This is a genomic window from Mesorhizobium sp. CC13, from assembly GCF_039907765.1.
Classification (GTDB): domain Bacteria; phylum Pseudomonadota; class Alphaproteobacteria; order Rhizobiales; family Rhizobiaceae; genus Aminobacter.
In genome coordinates, this window is sequence record NZ_JARDJI010000020.1 from 1 (window position 1) to 18,116 (window position 18,116).

General features: G+C 64.7%; 15 protein-coding genes. 8 read left to right on the forward strand and 7 right to left on the reverse strand.

The genetic code is table 11. The features are described from left to right. Nucleotides 1–109 precede the first annotated feature (109 nt). The 3 genes from PV773_RS21035 to PV773_RS21045 are packed head-to-tail and all read right to left on the reverse strand — an operon-like array spanning nucleotide 110 to nucleotide 4,151. Complete coding sequence (locus tag PV773_RS21035) at nucleotides 110–1,084, reverse strand: nucleoside hydrolase (RefSeq protein ID WP_347968239.1); 975 nt, start codon at nucleotides 1,082–1,084, stop codon at nucleotides 110–112. Next, the gene (locus PV773_RS21040) at nucleotides 1,081–3,300 is read right to left on the reverse strand and encodes an arylsulfatase (RefSeq protein ID WP_347968240.1); all 2,220 of its coding nucleotides are present in this window, start codon (nucleotides 3,298–3,300) and stop codon (nucleotides 1,081–1,083) included. The genes PV773_RS21035 and PV773_RS21040 overlap by 4 nt, the downstream gene beginning before the upstream one ends. A 29-nt stretch (nucleotides 3,301–3,329) precedes the next feature. Continuing rightward, nucleotides 3,330–4,151 carry a formylglycine-generating enzyme family protein gene (locus tag PV773_RS21045; protein ID WP_347968241.1) on the reverse strand — a complete coding sequence of 274 codons (822 nt, stop codon included), beginning with the start codon at nucleotides 4,149–4,151 and terminating at the stop codon, nucleotides 3,330–3,332. A 224-nt stretch (nucleotides 4,152–4,375) separates the two neighbouring features. Here PV773_RS21045 and PV773_RS21050 point away from each other — a divergent pair, with 224 nt between their 5' ends. Then, nucleotides 4,376–5,320, forward strand: a complete 945-nt coding sequence (locus tag PV773_RS21050; protein ID WP_347968242.1) for a LysR family transcriptional regulator — start codon at nucleotides 4,376–4,378, stop codon at nucleotides 5,318–5,320. A gap of 18 nt (nucleotides 5,321–5,338) precedes the next feature. Here the strand turns inward: PV773_RS21050 and PV773_RS21055 are convergent, their stop codons facing one another. From PV773_RS21055 to PV773_RS21070, 4 genes are all read right to left on the reverse strand, one after another. Beyond that, entirely contained in the window at nucleotides 5,339–7,570 is a 2,232-nt protein-coding gene (locus tag PV773_RS21055) for an arylsulfatase (protein WP_347968243.1), read from the reverse strand. A 116-nt stretch (nucleotides 7,571–7,686) separates the two neighbouring features. Continuing rightward, nucleotides 7,687–8,514, reverse strand: coding sequence for an ABC transporter permease (locus PV773_RS21060; protein WP_347968244.1), 828 nt, complete (start codon nucleotides 8,512–8,514; stop codon nucleotides 7,687–7,689). 3 nt (nucleotides 8,515–8,517) lie between these two features. Next, nucleotides 8,518–9,336 carry an ABC transporter ATP-binding protein gene (locus tag PV773_RS21065; protein ID WP_347968302.1) on the reverse strand — a complete coding sequence of 273 codons (819 nt, stop codon included), beginning with the start codon at nucleotides 9,334–9,336 and terminating at the stop codon, nucleotides 8,518–8,520. Nucleotides 9,337–9,341: 5 nt separating this feature from the next. Beyond that, nucleotides 9,342–10,349, reverse strand: a complete 1,008-nt coding sequence (locus PV773_RS21070) for an ABC transporter substrate-binding protein (protein ID WP_347968245.1) — start codon at nucleotides 10,347–10,349, stop codon at nucleotides 9,342–9,344. Nucleotides 10,350–10,995: 646 nt separating this feature from the next. On the opposite strand from PV773_RS21070, the gene PV773_RS21075 reads away from it, so the two are divergent. The 7 genes from PV773_RS21075 to PV773_RS21105 all read left to right on the forward strand — a co-directional run bounded on the left by PV773_RS21075 (nucleotide 10,996) and on the right by PV773_RS21105 (nucleotide 18,066). After that, a complete protein-coding gene (locus tag PV773_RS21075) occupies nucleotides 10,996–12,288 on the forward strand; it encodes an NCS2 family permease (protein ID WP_347968303.1) in 1,293 nt (430 codons plus the stop codon). A 141-nt stretch (nucleotides 12,289–12,429) separates the two neighbouring features. Then, nucleotides 12,430–13,176 (forward strand): GntR family transcriptional regulator, encoded by a 747-nt coding sequence (locus tag PV773_RS21080; protein WP_347968246.1) that lies wholly within the window; start codon nucleotides 12,430–12,432, stop codon nucleotides 13,174–13,176. 69 nt (nucleotides 13,177–13,245) lie between these two features. Continuing rightward, nucleotides 13,246–13,932 (forward strand): putative N-acetylmannosamine-6-phosphate 2-epimerase, encoded by a 687-nt coding sequence (locus PV773_RS21085; protein ID WP_347968247.1) that lies wholly within the window; start codon nucleotides 13,246–13,248, stop codon nucleotides 13,930–13,932. A gap of 5 nt (nucleotides 13,933–13,937) precedes the next feature. Next, the gene (locus PV773_RS21090) at nucleotides 13,938–14,786 is read left to right on the forward strand and encodes an ROK family protein (RefSeq protein ID WP_347968248.1); all 849 of its coding nucleotides are present in this window, start codon (nucleotides 13,938–13,940) and stop codon (nucleotides 14,784–14,786) included. Between the two features lie 19 nt (nucleotides 14,787–14,805). After that, complete coding sequence (locus PV773_RS21095; protein ID WP_347968249.1) at nucleotides 14,806–16,134, forward strand: extracellular solute-binding protein; 1,329 nt, start codon at nucleotides 14,806–14,808, stop codon at nucleotides 16,132–16,134. 226 nt (nucleotides 16,135–16,360) lie between these two features. Beyond that, nucleotides 16,361–17,245 (forward strand): sugar ABC transporter permease, encoded by an 885-nt coding sequence (locus PV773_RS21100; protein WP_347968250.1) that lies wholly within the window; start codon nucleotides 16,361–16,363, stop codon nucleotides 17,243–17,245. Beyond that, on the forward strand, nucleotides 17,245–18,066 hold the full coding sequence (locus tag PV773_RS21105) for a carbohydrate ABC transporter permease (protein ID WP_347968251.1): 822 nt from the start codon (nucleotides 17,245–17,247) through the stop codon (nucleotides 18,064–18,066). The genes PV773_RS21100 and PV773_RS21105 overlap by 1 nt, the downstream gene beginning before the upstream one ends. Nucleotides 18,067–18,116 lie beyond the last annotated feature (50 nt).

Consider the following 18,116-nt stretch of genomic DNA (forward strand, 5'->3'; position numbering starts at 1 on the left):
CCCCGGATTGCGCACCACACCATGGCCCTCCGAGACATTCGCAGCCTGCCGCGACGCCAGCGGCGTCACGATGGCTGGCTTCACAACCTCCCCGACTATCTGCATCGTCTCAACCTTCGAGGGTGCCAAGGATTGTCCGGCGGTAGAGCTTTGCAAAGCGACCACCGTCGACCGCAAAGGCTACATCCATGGGCTGGCCAAGGCTTGCGCCATTCAGCTCGGATTCGCCGCGATGAGACCGGCGATCGACGATCGTCTGGCCGCGCGAGCGTGATCCGTCGGTGCAGACGCTGACCGGAAACCGGCGCGTCGTCAGGCCTTCCGGATCGACGACCGAACAGACGGTGCCGGCGTCGCCAAGCGCTGCGATCGTGCCTGCAGGGATGCGCTTCTGGCCGGCGTCCTTGACCGCAAGATGGCGGAAGAGCTTCGCACATAATTGCGCTACCGGAAGGCTCGATGCCTCCAGTGCAGCCACGTCGGCTTCGGATACGGCGGCACTGTAGAAGACGTCGAGCCCGTACATCATCGTCGGGATGCCGCTTTCGACGACGATTGCCGCGGCTTCCGGATCGGCCCAGGTGTTGAATTCGGCGACTGGCGTGGCGTTGCCCACGCTTGCGCTTCCGCCCATGAAGACGATCCTCTCGAGCCTCGCTGCAACCTCGGGATACATGCGGACGAGCAGCGCCACATTGGTCAGCGGCGCAAGAGCGATCAGGACGGGCGGCGTCGGGCTCGCGAGGATCTGCTGGCGCATGAGTTCCACGGCATGCACATCCGAACTGCGCTCCTCCGGCACGTCGAGTTCCAGGCCGGCGAGCCCGTTTCGGCCATGGACGTGGGCGGCATCGCGCGGGGCCGCGATCAAGGGGCGGGAAGCGCCGCGGGCGACCGGAACGCTTCCGGCCCCGGCGATGGAAAGGACTGCACGCGTGTTGCGAAAGACATCGTCGAGCGACGCGTTGCCGGCCACGCAGGTCACCGCCCGGAGATTGATCGCGGGGTGAAGCGCCGCGAAAGCGAGCGCCAGCGCATCATCGACGCCGGTATCGACGTCGATGAGGACTTGCAGCGGCATCATTCGGCGCTCTCCATCGCCTCGGCCACCTCTTCTACCAGCGGCTGGTCGAGGAAATCCACTGTCAGCAACTGGAACGATTTCGCCCGATAGGGGAAATCGGCGGGATAGGCGTGGGAAACCCGGTCGGCGGTGTCCGAGCCGACATCAATTCCCCAGAACGACAGATGCGCGGCGGTCCTGGGAATGCGCGTCGACCCCACCTTTCGCCGACCGTGCAGCAGGGCGACCTCGGCAGAATGGCCCTGTCTGTCGTGAAGGGCGAATCCGGCTTCGAAGGTTCCGCCTGGAAGGGCGGCATCGGCGATGCAGACGGTGCGGTTGCCGAGCTGGACGTGCTCGAAGACCAGCCGCCCGTCCTTCACATAGAGCACGTAGCCGCCGCGATTGTCGCCGCTCGAGACCAGGACCCCCTCTTCACCCGCGGCGCGACCGCGGAACGAGGCGGTGACGACCATCGAACGCTCCGAGCCGGTGATCATGCTGCTGATCGGAACATGGCTCTGGCCGGGACGGAAGACGAGCCTGTCGCGCGACATCAGGCCGATCGGCGGCCGGGCGCGCAGCAGCTGCACAAGGGTACGGTCATCGAGCGGCAGGACGTTGTTGGCCTCGGCCTCCTGCCACCAGCGGCCGATCATTTCCTTGAGCAGGTCAGGTTCCTGTCCTGCAAGATCCTGCGATTCAGAAAAATCGCCTTCCGTGTCGTAGAGCCGCCAGCAATCGTCTTCGTAGGCATCTCCCTGTCGATGTTCGGTGACCGCCCTCCAGCCCTCGTGCCAGAGGGCCCGGTGACCGAGGTTCTCCCAATACTGCGTGGCGCGCGGCGCAGGCGCGTCGGCGTCGGCGAAGGTCGACGCGATGCTGCGGCCGTCACAAGGCAGCGGTTGGCCGAGGCCCGCCAACGACATGATTGTCGGAGCAAGGTCGATGACATGGGAGAACTGCGTCCGGACTTCGCCGCAGGAGGCGATGCCACCGGGCCAGGACACGACCATGGGAGAACGCACGCCGCCGAGATCGACATGCTGCTTGTAGCGGCGGAAGGGCGTGTTGCCGGCCATGGCCCAGCCTTGCGGATAGTGCGCTCCGCCATGGCGGGTGCCGATCTGATCGAGATGCCCGAGCTGTTCCTCGACGCTCTGCGGCATGCCGCTGTACGGGGCGTTGGTGTCGACCGCGCCGTCCTTGCCGCCTTCGCGGCTGGCGCCGTTGTCGGACAGGACGATGATCAGCGTGTCGTCGAGTTCGCCCAGCCTTTCCAACTCGTCGACCAGGCGGCCGAGATGCACGTCGGTATGCTCGAGGAAGCCTGCATAGGCCGCCTGAAGATGGGTATAGAGCAGCTTCTGGTCGTCGGAGAGCGTGTCCCAGGCGGCGACCTCCTCGTTGCGCGGCGCGAGTTCCGCCTCGTCCGGCGCGATCCCAAGCTCCTTCTGCCGCTGCAGCCGGTCTTCGCGTGTGGCGTCCCAACCCTTGGCGAAGACGTCGACATAGGGCTCGATGAACGAGCGTGGCGCCTGGAATGGCGCGTGCGTGGCGCCGAAGGCCAGTTGCAGGAAGAAGGGCTCCTCGTCGCGGAAGACCGTGTGGTCGCGGACATAGGCGATGGCGCGGTCCACCAGGTCCTCGGTGAGGTGATAGCCTTCGCCGAACTCGCGGTCGACCTGGTGGTTGTCCTCGCACAGTTCCGGCGTCATCTGATCCGTGCAGCCGGGCAGGAAGCCGTAGAAGCGATCGAAGCCGCGACCGAGCGGCCAGTTGTGATAGGGGCCGGCCGGCGAGATTTCATGCGACGGCGTCAGATGCCACTTACCGACGAGATAGCTGCCGTAGCCCTGCTCGCGCAGCATCGCCGGCAACAATGCCACGTCGCGGTCGATGCAGCCGCGCGAATTGGGAAAGCCGGTGTCGGTGTCGGACAGGAAACGCATGCCGACGGCATGGTGGTTGCGCCCGGTCAGCAGGCAGGTGCGGGTCGGCGAACAGAGAGGCGTGACATGGAAGTTGGTATAGCGCAGTCCGCGCGCGGCCAGCCTGTCGATGGTCGGCGTGCGGATTTCCGAGCCGAAGCAGCCAAAGTCGGCCCAGCCGGTATCGTCCAGGACGACGACGACGATATTGGGCTTCTGCTCCTTGTGATTGCAGCTCGTCGGCCACCACGGCGTCGATTCCGCGACGGTCCGGCCGACATGGCCGGGAAACTTGTCATGTTTCATTGCAGTTCCTCGAAATCAGAAATCGGCCCTCAGGTCGCACTCGCGCTGAGATCGGCGGCGCAGCGGAAACCTAGGTGGCTCGAGGCTGCCTCGACGGCGTTGGAAGTGCGCGCCGAGACGCGGTAGCGGTTGCAGTAGCTGCGGTGGCAGAGATAGGAGCCGCCGCGCATGGCCTTGAGCTGGGGCCGGCTCGCCGACCAGCTGTCGGCCGTCCATTCCCAGACGTTGCCGACCATGTTGAAGAGGCCGTAGCCGTTGGGTTCGAAGGCATTCGCCGGTGCCGTCGACAGGAAGCCGTCCTCGGCCGAATTGTCGAAGGGGAAGCTTCCCTGCCAGATGTTGCAGCGATGCCTGTCCTCCTCGACAAGCTCATTGCCCCAGGGATAGATCTTGTCCTCAAGCCCGGCTCGGGCGGCGATTTCCCATTCGATCTCCGTCGGCAGCCGCTTGCCGCTCCAGGCCGCATAGGCCACGGCGTCGTTCCAGGAAACGTGCACGACCGGATGATCCTCTCGGTCGCGCCAATCCGAACCGGCCCCGTCGGGCATCGCCCAGCTTGCCCCCTTCACGGGCAGCCACCATTCCGGCGAACCCGTCTGCAGCGACAGCACGTCCCTTTCGGCGCTCGGGTGGAGCTGGGCATAGAAGACGAAGGACCAGCCGATGCGCTCCGCCTCGGTCAAATAGCCCGTCGCTTCCACGAAGCCGGCAAAGGCATGGTTCGTTACGGCCGTTCGATCGATCAGGAAGCCGGGGCTTGTGACCGTCCGCCGTGGCCCCTCGCCGTCCTCCGGATAGGCTTCCGGGCCGTCATAGCCGATGTGCCAGCTGCCGGCGGGAACGGCGGCCATGTCCGAGCTGTCCGTCCTGCGGGGCCCCGGCCTGGACTCGTGCACCGGGACCTGTTGCAGCTCGCTTTCCCGGACTGGTGAACAACACGGCATCGAGGCATTTCCTGGTGACGCCTGGATTTTCGGCTCCAAGCCATGGTTGGATTATTTGACAAAGCCCGGGCACGAGCCAATACATTTAGGCTTGAAGGCAATTCCAATTGGTTATGAGCCAGGCGCACGCCATGTCGTTCGAAGTCCCCAATCTCACCCTCCTCAAGCACTTCGTCATGGTCGCAGAAGACAAGGGAATTTCGAAGGCGGCAAAGCGGTTGCGCATCTCCCAGCCAGCGCTGTCCAAGAACATCAAGCGGCTCGAAGAAATGCTCGGCACGCGCCTCTTCGAAAGGCACTCCGGCGGCGCCGACCTCACACCCACCGGACAGGCCTTCTTCAATCGGGCCCAGATCATCGGGCTCGAATACGAGCATGCGGTGCAGGAGATACGCAACCTGCTGTCCGAGCAGGATGCCACAATCAGGGTCGCGGCGGGGCCGATCTGGTCTTCGACCATCCTGCCGGCGGCAGCCTCCCGCTTCCATAGGCGTTTTCCACGCCATCGCCTTTCGGTGCAGACCGGATCGGTCGACCAGCTTATCGAGGATCTGAGGCTCGGGCGCGTCGACATCTTCGCGGGCGCCGTCATCGCCAAGAGCAGGCTGCCGGGTTTCACCTCGCGCCGCGTCGCCAAGGCGCAGCTGGGCATCATGTGCGCCGAGCATCATCCTCTCGCCAAGATCGAGGGGCCGGTCGATCCAAAGGAGCTTGTCAGCTACCCGTTCGTGTCCTTCAACCTGAACAGGGACGTGCTGAAGATGCTCTCCGACTGGCTGAAGGAACGGGGCGCTCCCCCTCCCCGATACCTGCTCGAAACAAGCTCGATCTACACCTGCGCGGAGCTGGCCCGCTCGGGCGACTACCTGTTCTATGAATCGACGATGGTGGCGAGCAGCCCGATCGGACATGGGCTGAAGGTGCTCAAGACCGACAAGGAGATCTTCCAGTACGATCTGGGCTTCGTGTTCCGCCAGGGCATGGACAGGCTTCCTGCCCATAGCGGCCTAATGAAGGCAATGGTCGAGGTGTTCGAGGACAGGGGGTTGCGCAGCCTGCCGAGCGCCGCCGAATAGGCGGCGTTCCCCGGCGCGTCAGTCGATGTCGCCGTCGGGCGGCACGATCTCGCGATCGTCGCCGAGCTCGATCACCAGCCGATGGAGTTTACCCCTGAACCGGAACTCGCCCTCGATGGCGTCGCACACGGGCGGCATTCCGCTGCGGCCGATGAACATCGGCGCGAGCGAGATGCGCTGTAGGGTCTGGTGTTCGCGGTCGCCGGCCTGCCGCACCCCGTTCACCAGGAGGGCGCCATTGCCCCTGAGCATGCCGGTCTTCCTGTACTCGAAGCCGAGCGAGACGGTGCCGAAATCCGTCAGCGGCGCCGAAACCAGGCGAGTGACCTCGCCGACATGGTTGTAGGCATAGGTGAGCCGGCCGTCCCTCAAATAGAGGACATAGCCGCCGCCGCAATTGCCGTAGCTGACGATCGTCCCTTCCGATTCCGGATCGATCGTTACCTCGGCGGTGATCCGGTGCGAAGTGTCCTGGGTCAGGGGTGCTGCCGACGACGGGATCGACTCGAGCTGCGGAAAGAAGACATAGCTGTTGCGCGACCGGATCGAGTCGGGCTTTGCCTTGGCCCGGAAACGGACCTCCCTGTCATCGAGAGGCATGACGTCGTACCTGCCGGCCTCCGCCCACCAGCGCTCCGTCATCTCGCGGAGCTTGGCGGGATGCTCGCCCGCCAGATTACGGGTCTCGTTGAAATCCTCGTCTAGCTTGTAGAGCTCCCAATCGTCGAGCTCGAAGTCGTCTCCGCGCTTGTGCTTGGTGACGGCTTTCCAGCCCTTGTGCCAGATGCCGCGGTGGCCGAACATTTCGAAATACTGGGCGTCCTTGCGCGTATCTGCATCGGGCGCATCGAAGGTATAGGCGAAGCTGGTGCCGTGCACCGGCATCTGGCTGACGCCCTTGTAGACTTCCGGCGCCTCCACCCCGCAGACTTCGAGCACGGTCGGAGTGATGTCGACGACATGGTGAAACTGGTGGCGGATGCTGCCCTTGTCGGCGATGCGCCTGGGCCATGACACGATCATCGGGTCGCGTACGCCGCCGCCATGGGTGAAGGACTTGAACAAGCGCAGCGGCGTGTTGCTGGCCTGGGCCCATCCCCACGGATAGTTGCTGTTGCTCCGCGGGCCGCCGATTTCATCGATTTCGGCAAGGTTGCGTTCGAACGACTCGGGTATCTGATTGAAGCGCCTGAGCACATTGGTCGTGCCCTCCGGGCCGCAGTCGATGGAAGCGCCGTTGTCGGAGATGACCACGATCAATGTGTTGTCGAGCTTGCCGGTGGTCTCGATGAAATCGAGAAGCCGGCCCAGTTGCTCGTCGGTGTATTCGAGGAAGCCAGCGTAGGCCTGCTGCAGCCTGACGGCGACCCTCTTCTGGTCGGCCGAGAGCTGGTCCCAGTCTTCGACCCCCGGGGCATCGGGCGGCAGTTCGGTCGAGGCCGGCACCAGGCCCATCGCCTTCTGCCGGTCGAGCCGCTTTTGCCGGACGACGTCCCAGCCGCAGTCCCAGACGCCCTCGTAGCGATCCATGTAGGCCTTGGGCACCTGATGCGGGAAATGCCCGGCCGAGAAAGCAAGGTTCAGGAAGAACGGCGTCTCGGGTGCCAGCGAGACGTGTGTGCCGAGCATCTCGATCGCCTTGTCCACCAGGTCGGCCGTCAGGTGATAGCCTCCTTCCGGTGTATTCGGCTGGGCGACCGCGTGGTTGTCCTCGACCAGTTCGGGGTAGTACTGGTCGGTGCTGCCATTCATGAAGCCGTAGAAGCGATGAAATCCGCGACCGAGCGGCCACTGGTCGAACGGCCCGACGGCGGTGATCTCATCCGTTTGCGCGACATGCCACTTGCCGACCGCGAAATTGGCATAGCCGGCGCCACCCAGCATCTCGGCGATCGTCGCCGCCCGATGCGAGATCGAACCACGACCGTTGCGGTAGCCGAAGTCAAAATTGGCAAGGCAGCGCATGCCGACGGAATGGTGGTTGCGTCCGGTGAGCAGGCACGCCCGCGTCGGCGAACACATCGTGGTGGTGTGGAAATTGCTGTAGCGAAGCCCGTTCCTGGCAAGCCGATCGAAATTGGGGGTGCGGATCTCCGACCCGAAGCAGCCGAGGTCGGCATAGCCAACGTCGTCGAGGATGACATAGATGACGTTCGGGCTGTCCGCAGCCGGCCTGGGTCTCGTTTCGAACCAGTTGTCGGACTCATGATAGGTGCGGCCGACACGGCCTGTGCTGCGGTCGTTGGACATCTGGAAACGCCTCGAATTCAAGGTGAACCGGCGATGCCGCATGTCGCCCGGCGCGCACGCGGCACCCATTCAGGCACGGCCCGACCCGCCTGTCGGCGGGTTGGGTTTGCGGCGGCTTACATGGCCACGCCGGGATCCCAGCGGATGATCCACTTCTCGAGTATCGAGACGATCGCGAAACCGGTGATCGCGATGACGGAGGCAGTCAGGATCGTCGCGAAGAGCCGGGGCGTGTTGAAGTCGAACATGCTCTGGAGCAGCAGATAGCCGATGCCCTGGTTGGCCCCGATCCATTCGCCGACGATCGCGCCGAGCACGCACATCGTCACCGAGATCTTCAGCGCCGAGAAGATGTAAGGCATCGCGCTGTAGATGCGGATGCGCAGGAAGACCTCGGTCTTGGAAGCGGACAGCACCCGCATCAGTTCCAGCAGCTGCGGATTGACCGCCCGGAAGCCGCGGACCGAGTTGACCAGCGTCGGGAAGAAGCAGATCAGCGCCGCAATGACGATCTTCGGCTCGATGCCGTTGCCGAGGATGATCTTGAGCACGGGTGCAATCGCCACGATCGGGATCGTCTTGATCAGGATCGCCACGGGATAGAACATCTCCTCGACGGCCTTGTTATAGACGAAGGAAACGGCAACCAGCAGCGCCACCGTATTGCCCAGCAGGAAGCCCAGGAAAGCCTCGGTGATCGTCGGAACGGCGGCTTCGAGAAGCAGCGGCAGGTCCCGTGACAGCGCACCGGCCACGTCCGTCGGCGCCGGCACGAGATAGGGCGGCACCTTGAACAGGGTTATGACCAGCTGCCAGATGACCAGCGTGAGGGATAATCCCAGCACTGCCATGCCGAGTGCCCGCGTCGCTTCCGGGCTTGGGAGGATGCTCCAGAAGCGGGGCAACGGGGCGGAGGCAGTGTCGACTGAACGATCAAGGCTCATGGCTTATCCAGCTCCCAGCATGTCGCGCAGCTTGGCGACGTGGTGGCCAAGTTCCGGGGCGTCCTTCAGGGCGAGGCCACGCTCTTCCGGAAGGTCGACCTCCAATATCCCGCCGATCCTGGAGGGGCGGCGGCTCATCACCACGACGCGCTGCGACAGGAAAACGGCCTCCTGCAGCGAATGCGTGACAAAGACGATGGTCATGCCGCTCTGCTTCCAGATGCGCAGCAGCTCGACGTTCAGCGTGTCGCGCACCAGCTCATCGAGCGCCCCGAAGGGCTCGTCCATCAGCAGAACCTTCGGCCGAGTGACAAGGGCGCGCGCGATCGACACGCGCTGGCGCATGCCGCCCGACAGCTCCGAGGGCAGCGCATCCTCGAAGCCCTCCAGCTCGACGAGCTTCAGCGCTTCGCGCGGATCCATGAAATTGCCGGCCTTCGGATTTGCCCCACCCACCTCGAACGGCAGCCGGACATTGTCGATCACCTTGGCCCAAGGCATCAGCACCGATTGCTGGAAGACCATGGAGAAGGTGCGGGAGGCACGTGCGGCAGACGGCGTTCCGCCGAAGATCCTGACCTTGCCCTCCGAAGGTTCGATGATGTCGGCGATGGTGCGCAGCAATGTGGACTTGCCGCAGCCCGAATGCCCGATCAGGGAGACGAATTCACCTTCGCGGACCGCCAGCGAGACATTGTCGATGGCGCGCACGGCTTTCGAGCTGCCGCCGAATGTCACGGCCACGTTATCGATCTCGATGGCGTTCCTCGCCGGGGCAGCGCCAACTTCGCCAAGGCCGGCGGCCACGGCAGCCTGGGCCATCGCGTTCACCGCTTCGTCCTCTTCGCAGCTGCGAGAGCACGGCCGTCGAACACATCTTCCGCGGTTAGCTCGGGCTTGATCTCGCCGATCTTCGCGTAGGTCTGGAGCGTGGCGTTCCAACGGTCCTTGCTGATATTGGCAAAGCCATACTCGCGCGTTTCATCGGTGTAGATGTAGTCGGCCACGATCACCTTGAGGGAGGCGAGTTCCTTGTCCTTCTCGATGGCGCTCGACATCGAGGCGACCATGTCGATGGCTTCCTCCGGATGGTCTGCCGCATAGGCCCAGCCCTTGTCGCAGGCCTCGAGGAACTTCGCCAGCATGTCGCCGTCGGACTCGATCAGGTCGGAGCGCGCGATGTAGTAGTTGGACTGGAACTGCAGCCCGTTGTCCCAGATGCTCTGGGTGTTGTAGCCGCCTGGATGCTGCAGGATCGGGGCATTCTGGGCGACGTTGGTCGGCCAGGAGGCGACGACGTCGACCTGATCCTGGAGAAGTCCCGGAATCTGGGCCTGGATGAAGGTGATGTCCTCGAACTTCAGGCCGCTGTGGTCGAGCACGGCCTTCACCTGGGCGGTCGCGCCCTGGCTTGCGCCGATGCGTTTGCCCTTCCAGTCGACCACTGATTTGATGTTGGCTTCGCCGAGCGAATAGAAAGTCAGCGGCGCCTTCTGGAAGGCGGCGCCGAAGGTCTTGATCGGCAGCCCCTGGTTTGCGGCATACATGATCTCCGGCGCATAGGCAGTCGCAATCTGCGCCACGCCCGAGAGCGTTTCCTGCACCGTGTTGGAGTTCGGACCGCCGGGAAGGATCTCCACGGCAAGACCCTTTTCGGCGAAATAGCCTTTCTTCAAGGCGACGATTTCGCCGGCCGACGCCGCATTGTAGAGCCAGGCGAGTTGCAGCTTGACCTGCTTCTCCTGGGCACGTGCGGGGGCAACCAAACCACCCTCGGCGAAGCTGGCGACAGCCAGTATTCCCAGGGCGGCCAAGAGTGAACGTCGGCTGATCATCTTTATCCTCCAATCAGACAAGCCCAACGACCTAATCTCGTCGAGGATAGCCCGCAACCGGCGGGCCCACATCATAACATGCCTCTGCGAACGCATTCCATGTGGTTATGGATGGCATGCCCTGGACGCTGGTCTCGCCCGTGCCAATGCCGAACGTCCCCCGGCCGAAGCCCCACGCAAGTCACACGATGGCGTCGGCAGCGGGCACAACCATCAGCCTACAAACTCTCCCCCTGCCCTTGCGTTGCCATCCATGCGAGCATCAGCCATTGATGATCGAAGCCTTGACCGGCCGGAATTCGGGGCGGACCGACCTCGATCCCGATGACCTTCCAAAAAGAGCCTCGACGCACGCCGCCAGGGGCGCGATCCGTTCGGAAAATGGCGAAACTGCTTCGCGCAGAATTAACCGTTCCGGCACTTGTGCGAAAATTCCAACCGGCGGATTTTAGGGACGATTTGGGCGGGCGGCTTGCCTTGCGCCAAATGTGTTGTCGCCGCCGGCGTGGGAAGAGTGCGCTGAAGCAGCGCCGAATGCCGGCAGACCCGGTGCTCCAGAGCTAGCAGGGGCGGTACGCGATCCGTGTCATTGTCATGGCTCGCTTCGCCGCCTGCGCGCCCGGCGCACCGCATGGGAGGTAGAAAAGTGGTCGAAAAGTTCTTCAACCTGGAGGAGCAGGGCTCGTCCGTGCGGACGGAGGTGATCGCGGGCATCACCACTTTCCTGACGATGTCCTACATCATCTTCGTCAATCCCGAGATCCTTTCGTCTACGGGCATGGATCGCAGCGCCGTCTTCGTGGCCACCTGCCTTGCGGCAGCGCTCGGCTCGATGATCATGGGCGTGGTCGCCAGATGGCCGATCGGCATGGCGCCGGGCATGGGCCTCAACGCCTTCTTCGCCTTCACCGTCGTGGGCGCGATGGGTTTCACCTGGCAGCAGGCGCTGGGCGCGGTGTTCATCTCCGGTGTCATCTTCCTGATCCTGACGGTCACCGGCGTGCGCAGCTGGCTGATCGCCGGCATCCCGCACTCGATGCGCAGCGCCATCGCGGCCGGCATCGGCCTGTTCCTCGGCATCATCGCGCTGAAAAGCTCGGGCATCGTCGTCGACAGCCCGGCGACGCTGGTGACGCTCGGCGACCTCAGCCAGACCGGCACGCTGCTCGCTATCCTCGGCTTCTTCATCATTGCCGCGCTCGACGCGCTCAAGGTGCGCGGCGCCATCCTGATCGGCATCCTCGTCATCACGGTACTGTCGATGGCGCTGGGCGTCAGCCAGTTCAACGGCATCGTTTCCATGCCGCCGTCGATCCTGCCGACCTTCCTGCAGCTCGACGTCGTCGGCGCCCTGAACGCAGGGTTGGTGCACGTGATCCTGGTGTTCGTGCTGGTCGAGGTGTTCGACGCCACCGGCACGCTGATCGGCGTCGCCAAGCGCGCCGGCCTGATCGAGCCCGGCAAGCCCAACCGCCTCGGCCGCGCCCTGCTCGCCGACAGCACGGCGATCGTCGCCGGCTCGCTGCTCGGGACCAGCAGCACCACCGCCTATGTCGAAAGCGCCTCCGGCGTCCAGGCCGGCGGCCGCACCGGGCTGACAGCGCTGGTCATCTCGCTGCTGTTCCTTGCAGCCCTGTTCTTCTCGCCGCTGGCGGGTTCGGTGCCGGCCTACGCCACCGCCCCCGCCCTGCTCTACGTCGCCGGCCTGATGATGCGCGAACTGGTCGAGGTCGAGTGGGAAGACGTCACCGAAGCCATCCCGGCAGCACTCACCGCGCTGATGATGCCCTTCACCTACTCGATCGCCAACGGCCTGGCCTTCGGCTTCGTCAGCTACGCGGTCCTGAAGACCCTGACGGGACGCCCCGGCCAGGTGCATGCCGCAACCTGGCTCGTCGCAGCCTTGTTCATCATCCGCTTCGCCTTCTTCACCGAATGAGGCTTCCATGCCGGGCGCCGTCGCGCCCGGCATGCCCGCCTTGGCGGGCGGAACCGGGCAATTGCGCCTACAAGAACAATACCAGTTTAACACCTGAAAAAAATTCTGCATAAAGGAGCCATCTTCAAACGGGTGGCTCCGATGAGCGATCAGGCAATCCTCGACTTCCTCGCAAGCGAGCTTTCGGGCGAGAGCGGCGAACCGCTGTACCGCCGACTGGAAGATGCCATCAAGCAGGCGATCTCCACCGCCCAACTCAAGCGTAACGCCGTCATCCCGAGCGAGCGCACCTTGTGCGACGCGCTCGGCATCTCCCGCGTCACCGTGCGCAAGGCCATCGACGGGCTCGTCTCCGACGGACTGCTCGACCGCCGCCAGGGCGCCAAGACCGTGGTCTCGTCGCGCCTGGAGAAGTCGCTGGCGACCATGACCAGCTTTTCCGAGGACATGCGCTCGCGCGGGCTGGAGCCCGGCTGCGTGTGGATTTCGCGAGAGATTTCACGACCTTCGCCGGCGGAAATGATGGCGCTGGGCATCTCCGGCAGCGAAAAGGTGGTTCGCCTGCGCCGCCTGCGTACGGCCGACGACACGCCCATCGCCATCGAGATCGCCACGCTGCCGGCCCGCTTCGTGCCCGATCCCCAGGCGGTGAAGGAATCGCTCTACGAATATCTCGAAGCAACCGGCGCCCTGCCCGTGCGGGCGCTGCAGCGCATGCAGGCCAAACCCGCCACCGACGAGGAGCGCCAGCTTCTCGACACGCCGGAGGACACCTCGCTGCTCGTCATGGAGCGCCGCTGCTTCCTCGCCGACGGCCAGATCGTCGAATTCACCCAGACCAAGTACCGCGGCGACGTCTACGACTTCGTGATCGAACTGATGCGATAATACCAGTTTAAAGCCTGTTGCAATCTGGTCTTATATTGCTACCGTCTGGGCATCACAGGAGATGCCCGCGTGCCGCTTGACTTCAAAGCCCTCGACAATGGTCTCATCGTGTCCTGCCAGCCCGTGAAGGATGGCGCCATGGACAAGGCGGAGATGGTCGTGGGCTTCGCGCTGGCGGCCATCGACGGCGGCGCCGCAGCCCTGCGCATCGAGTCGGCGGAGTATGTCGCCGCCGTCCGCGCCGCCACCGACAAGCCGATCATCGGCCTGGTCAAGCGCGACCTCGAAGACACGCCCGTCCGCATCACCCCCTGGCTGGAGGACGTCGACGCGCTCGCCAGGGCTGGCGCCGACGTGATCGCCTTCGACGCCACCCAGCGCGTCCGCCCGGTCACGACCAGGGCGATCATCGAACGCATCCATTCGCATGGCCGCGCCGCCATGGCCGATTGTTCCATCGTCTCCGACGCCGAACAGGCGCTGGCCGAAGGCGCCGACGTCGTCGGCTCCACGCTTGCCGGCTACACCGGCTCGGTCGAGCCGACCGAGCCCGATTTCGCGCTGATCGCGGCCATGCGCCGGCTCACGCCGCATGTGGTTGCCGAGGGCAATGTCCGCACCCCCGCCCAAGCTCAGCAAGCGGCGGCGTCGGGCGCCTCGATGGTCGTTGTCGGTTCGGCCATCACCCGGCCGGAATACGTGACCTCCTGGTTCCGCGCCGCACTCGACGAAACCATCGCCAAGGCCGGAGCCTGATCGCCGTGGCCGACACCGTCCTCGCCCTCGACATCGGCGGCACCAAGATGCTCGCGGCCCTCGTGCGCGGCGACGCTGTGGTCGAGACGCACAGGATGCCGACCCCGCGCAGCGGCGATCCCGAGCAGTGGCTGACGGCCCTGTTCGACGCGATTTCCGGCTGGAAGGGTCGCTACGCAACGGTAGGCGTCGCCGTCACCGGCATCATCGACGACGGCTTGTGGTCGCCGCTCAACCGCAAGACACTCGACATCCCCGACCGCTTCCCGCTGGTCGAAACCGTCAGGCGTCTCGCCGGCACGGACGCCGTTCTCGCCGCCAACGACGCGCAGGCTGCCGCCTGGGGCGAACATTCCTTCGGCGCAGGACAGGGCCAGGACCTCGTCTTCCTGACCATCTCCACCGGCATCGGCGGCGGCATCGTCGTCAACGGCCGCCTGCTCGGCGGGCTCGCCGGCCATTTCGGCCTGCTGCGCAGCCTGAAAGAGGATGCCGGCGTGCTCGAGGACCACGTCTCCGGCAACTGGATCGCCGCGCAGGCTGCCCCCCACCACGCAGGCGCCAGCGCGCGCGAAGTCTTCGAGGCGGCTGCGACCGGCCAGGCTTGGGCGAAGGACATCATCCAGGCCTCGGTGCGCCAGACCGCGCTCCTGTGCCGCAACATCCAGCTGGTGCTCGACCCTGCCCGCATCGTCATCGGCGGCGGCATCGGCCTTGCTCCGGGCTATCTCGAATCCGTACGGCAGGCGCTGGGAAGCCTGCCGCCACGGCTCACCCCGCAACTTCACGCCGCAGCACTCGCAGAGAGCGCCGGCGTCGTGGGCATCGCGGATCTAGCAAAACGTCAGAATTGACCAAGAGGGAGAACACCAGATGACATTTTCCAACGTGCGAAAAGGCGGCCTGATCGCGGCTGCGATCGCCAGCCTGCTGGCGAGCCCCGCCTTCGCCAAGGTGACCGTGCTCGGCTGGCCGGGCGGCCCGGAAGAAACCGCGCTGCGCGCCGCCGCCGACGCCTACAACGCCAAGTCGGACACCTCGGACGCCAACAAGGTCGAGCTGCTGTTCTTCAACCGCGACGGTTTCTGGGACAAGCTGCAGGCCGACCTCGCCGCCGGCTCGAAGGCCTTCGACGTCAACCTGCTCGCCACCTATTCGATCGGCCGCTACGCGCCGTTCATGGAGCCGGTCGAGCTGTCGGATGAAGCCAAAGCGGTCTATGGCGACTCCGTGCTCACCACCATGCAGTACGAAGGCAAGCAGTTCGGCGTTCCGACCGACCTGTCGCTGCATTTCATGTACTACCGCAAGGACCTGATCGACGCCCTGATGAAGGACGACGCGGCCAAGGCCAAGTTCGCCGAAATCTCGGAAAAGCATCTCGGCAAGAAGCTCGAGCCGAAGAACCCGGACGAGTGGACCTGGGACGACTATGCCGCGACCGCGCTCTATTTCACCCAGGCCGTGAACCCCGACAGCCCGACCCGCTACGGCACCGTGCTGCAGCTCAAGAACCTGCTGTTCAACATGATGGTGTTCCAGTCGCTGCCGCGTTCCTATGGCGGCAACTGGATGGACGCGGGCGGCAAGGTCACGGTCAACTCAGACGCCTATCGCAAGGGCCTCGAGACCTACAAGCTGCTCTATGACGCCGGCGCCACCCCGCGTGACTCGCTGTCCTACGAATTCGCCGAGGCCAATGCCGCCTACGCGTCCGGACAGGTCGCTGCCATGGTGCAGTGGAACGCCGCGGCCTCCGACCTGACTTCGAAGGAGAAGTCGCCGACCGTCGCCGAGGTCACCGAGACCATCGCGCCGCCTGCCGGCCCCGAAGGCCGCTTCACCCACATCCACGGCCTCGGCTTCGGCCTCAACAAGAACGCCGAGAACAAGGATGGCGCCAAGGCCTTCATCAAGTGGCTGTCGTCGAAGGAAGCCGCCCTCATCTACGCCACGAACAGCGGTGCCCCGGCGCTCACGCCCGACATCGTCAAGGAAGTCGCGGCCAAACGTCCCGACCTCGTCACGCTCGGCGAGTTCGCCAGCAAGTATGGCTACGTCATGAACGGCGGCACCTCGGCCAAGGCGCTCTCGGTCTACGAGCTCCAGGCCAAGGAGTTCACCGGCTACTGGTCGGGCCAGCAGTCGCTCGACGACGCCCTTGCCAACACCGAGAAGGGCATGACCGAGTTGCTCAAGTAACGGCATGGCCGGTGGCGGCACCAGCTGCCACCGGCCATTCCCACAGGTTCAGGATTCGGCACCTCCCTGCGCCTCCATGCCCATGGCATGACGAAAGGGCGATCCTGGCACCTATTCCGCCCCGCGCGGGTCCGAGGTGCCGAGTCCTGAATACATACAGACGCCACCGCCGCCGGGTCCGGCCAGCGACCATTGCTTCCATTGGAAGCCAGCCTTAGATCGATTGATGTCAACGCTATCGCAACGCGCCCCCTCGTCCGAATTCCGCCTGCTGGCAACCCCGCTGGTGCTGTTCCTGCTCGTCTTCCTGGGCTTCCCGGCGATCGTCAATCTCGTCTATTCGGTCTCCGAGGTCAGTTTCGAGAGCCTGCGCAGCCCCGAGATCACCGGCTTCTCCAACTTCGCCGCCGTCTGGAACGACTCGTCGTTCTGGCAGGCCAGCTGGTTCTCGTTCCGCTTCGGCCTGCTGACGGCCGTGCTCGAATGCGCGCTCGGCCTGTTCCTCGCCATCTTCCTTTCGCCTCTCATTGAAAAGCGCAGCTGGCTGATGGCGATCCTGATGCTGCCGCTGATGGTGGCGCCGGCACTCGTCGGCCTGATGTACCGCCTCGTGCTGCACGAGTTCGTCGGCCCGGTGCCCTATTATCTCTGGACCTGGTTCGGCGCGAGTTTTTCGTTCCTCGGACCAGCTTCGGCCTTCTGGACGCTGATCGTCGTCGAGACGCTGCAGTGGACGCCGTTTGCCTTCCTGCTCTTCTACATGGCCTACCAGGCCATCCCCAGGGAGATCGTCGAGGCGTCGGCCATGGACGGCGCGCGCTACCGCCATCGTCTCTGGTACATCGAGCTGCCGTTGATGGCGCCGACCATCGTGGTCGCGCTGCTCATCCGCTTCATCGACGGCTTCCGCGTCTTCGACAACGTCTATGTGCTGACCGGCAGCGGCCCCGGCGGCTCCACAGCCTCTCTGTCTATCTACATCTACGAGGCCTTCTTCAAGCAGGGCGCAATCGGCAAGGCAGTCGCGGCCTCCGTCATCCTGTTCGTGGTGTCGTTCGCGGTCCTCTACGGCCTCAACGCCATCGCCGCGAGCCGCAAGGGAGCCCGCTGATGATCAACGCCCTTCGCTGGATCGTCTTCGCCGTCGCGGCGTTGGCGATGAACTTCCCGATCCTCGTCACGCTGTCGACCTCGTTCAAGAGCGCGCGCGAGCTGTCCACCAATCCCGGCCTCTGGGTCTATGCGCCTACGCTCGACAACTACGCGACCGTCTTCACCGTCTCCGACCGGCTGAACATCTTCCTCTACCTGATGAACAGCGTCGCGGTCGCCGCCCTCGGCACGTTGCTGGCGGTAGCGCTCGCCTTGCCCGCCGCCTATGCGATCGCCCGCGGCAAGCTTGGCGAGCGCACGCTCCTGCCCTTCATCGTCAATTTGCGCGCCGTGCCGCTGATCATCTTCGCCATCCCGCTCTACATGATGTTCCAGTGGCTTTCGCTGCTCGACACGCGCCTCGGCCTCGGCCTGATCCTGACCATCGTCAACCTGCCGCTGGCCCTCGTCATCCTGGTCAACGCCATCCGCGACCTGCCGGGCGAGCTCGACGAAGCGGCGCTGATGGACGGCGCGACGCGCTTCCAGATCCTGACCAGGGTGATCGCGCCGCTCTGCCGCCCGGCCATCGTCACCAGCCTGATCTTCGGCTTCATCACGGCCTGGAACGAGTTCCTGTTCGGCCTGATGCTGACCACGTCCAAGGCCGTGCCGATCACCGTCGGCGCCTCGTTCTTCTTCGCCGCAAGCGGCGGCGGCGTGCAGTGGGGCGTGGCCTCGGCCGTCATGATCGTCGGCGCCTTGCCGCCGATGCTGCTCGGCCTTCTCATGTATCGCCAGATCAGCGGGTCGATGACGGCAGGCGCGGTCAAGGGCTGAACGCACATCGGCCCCCTGACACGCAGTTTGTCCACGTCGAAGGGCCCGGC

Bases quoted from the DNA above. Each gene is read 5' to 3' on its own strand.
- PV773_RS21035 (WP_347968239.1), bottom strand. From the start codon at position 1,084: ATGATGCCGCTGCAAGTCCTCATCGACGTCGATACCGGCGTCGATGAT.
- PV773_RS21040 (WP_347968240.1), bottom strand. From the start codon at position 3,300: ATGAAACATGACAAGTTTCCCGGCCATGTCGGCCGGACCGTCGCGGAA.
- PV773_RS21045 (WP_347968241.1), bottom strand. From the start codon at position 4,151: ATGGCCGCCGTTCCCGCCGGCAGCTGGCACATCGGCTATGACGGCCCG.
- PV773_RS21050 (WP_347968242.1), top strand. From the start codon at position 4,376: ATGTCGTTCGAAGTCCCCAATCTCACCCTCCTCAAGCACTTCGTCATG.
- PV773_RS21055 (WP_347968243.1), bottom strand. From the start codon at position 7,570: ATGTCCAACGACCGCAGCACAGGCCGTGTCGGCCGCACCTATCATGAG.
- PV773_RS21060 (WP_347968244.1), bottom strand. From the start codon at position 8,514: ATGAGCCTTGATCGTTCAGTCGACACTGCCTCCGCCCCGTTGCCCCGC.
- PV773_RS21065 (WP_347968302.1), bottom strand. From the start codon at position 9,336: ATGGCCCAGGCTGCCGTGGCCGCCGGCCTTGGCGAAGTTGGCGCTGCC.
- PV773_RS21070 (WP_347968245.1), bottom strand. From the start codon at position 10,349: ATGATCAGCCGACGTTCACTCTTGGCCGCCCTGGGAATACTGGCTGTC.
- PV773_RS21080 (WP_347968246.1), top strand. From the start codon at position 12,430: ATGAGCGATCAGGCAATCCTCGACTTCCTCGCAAGCGAGCTTTCGGGC.
- PV773_RS21095 (WP_347968249.1), top strand. From the start codon at position 14,806: ATGACATTTTCCAACGTGCGAAAAGGCGGCCTGATCGCGGCTGCGATC.
- PV773_RS21100 (WP_347968250.1), top strand. From the start codon at position 16,361: ATGTCAACGCTATCGCAACGCGCCCCCTCGTCCGAATTCCGCCTGCTG.
- PV773_RS21105 (WP_347968251.1), top strand. From the start codon at position 17,245: ATGATCAACGCCCTTCGCTGGATCGTCTTCGCCGTCGCGGCGTTGGCG.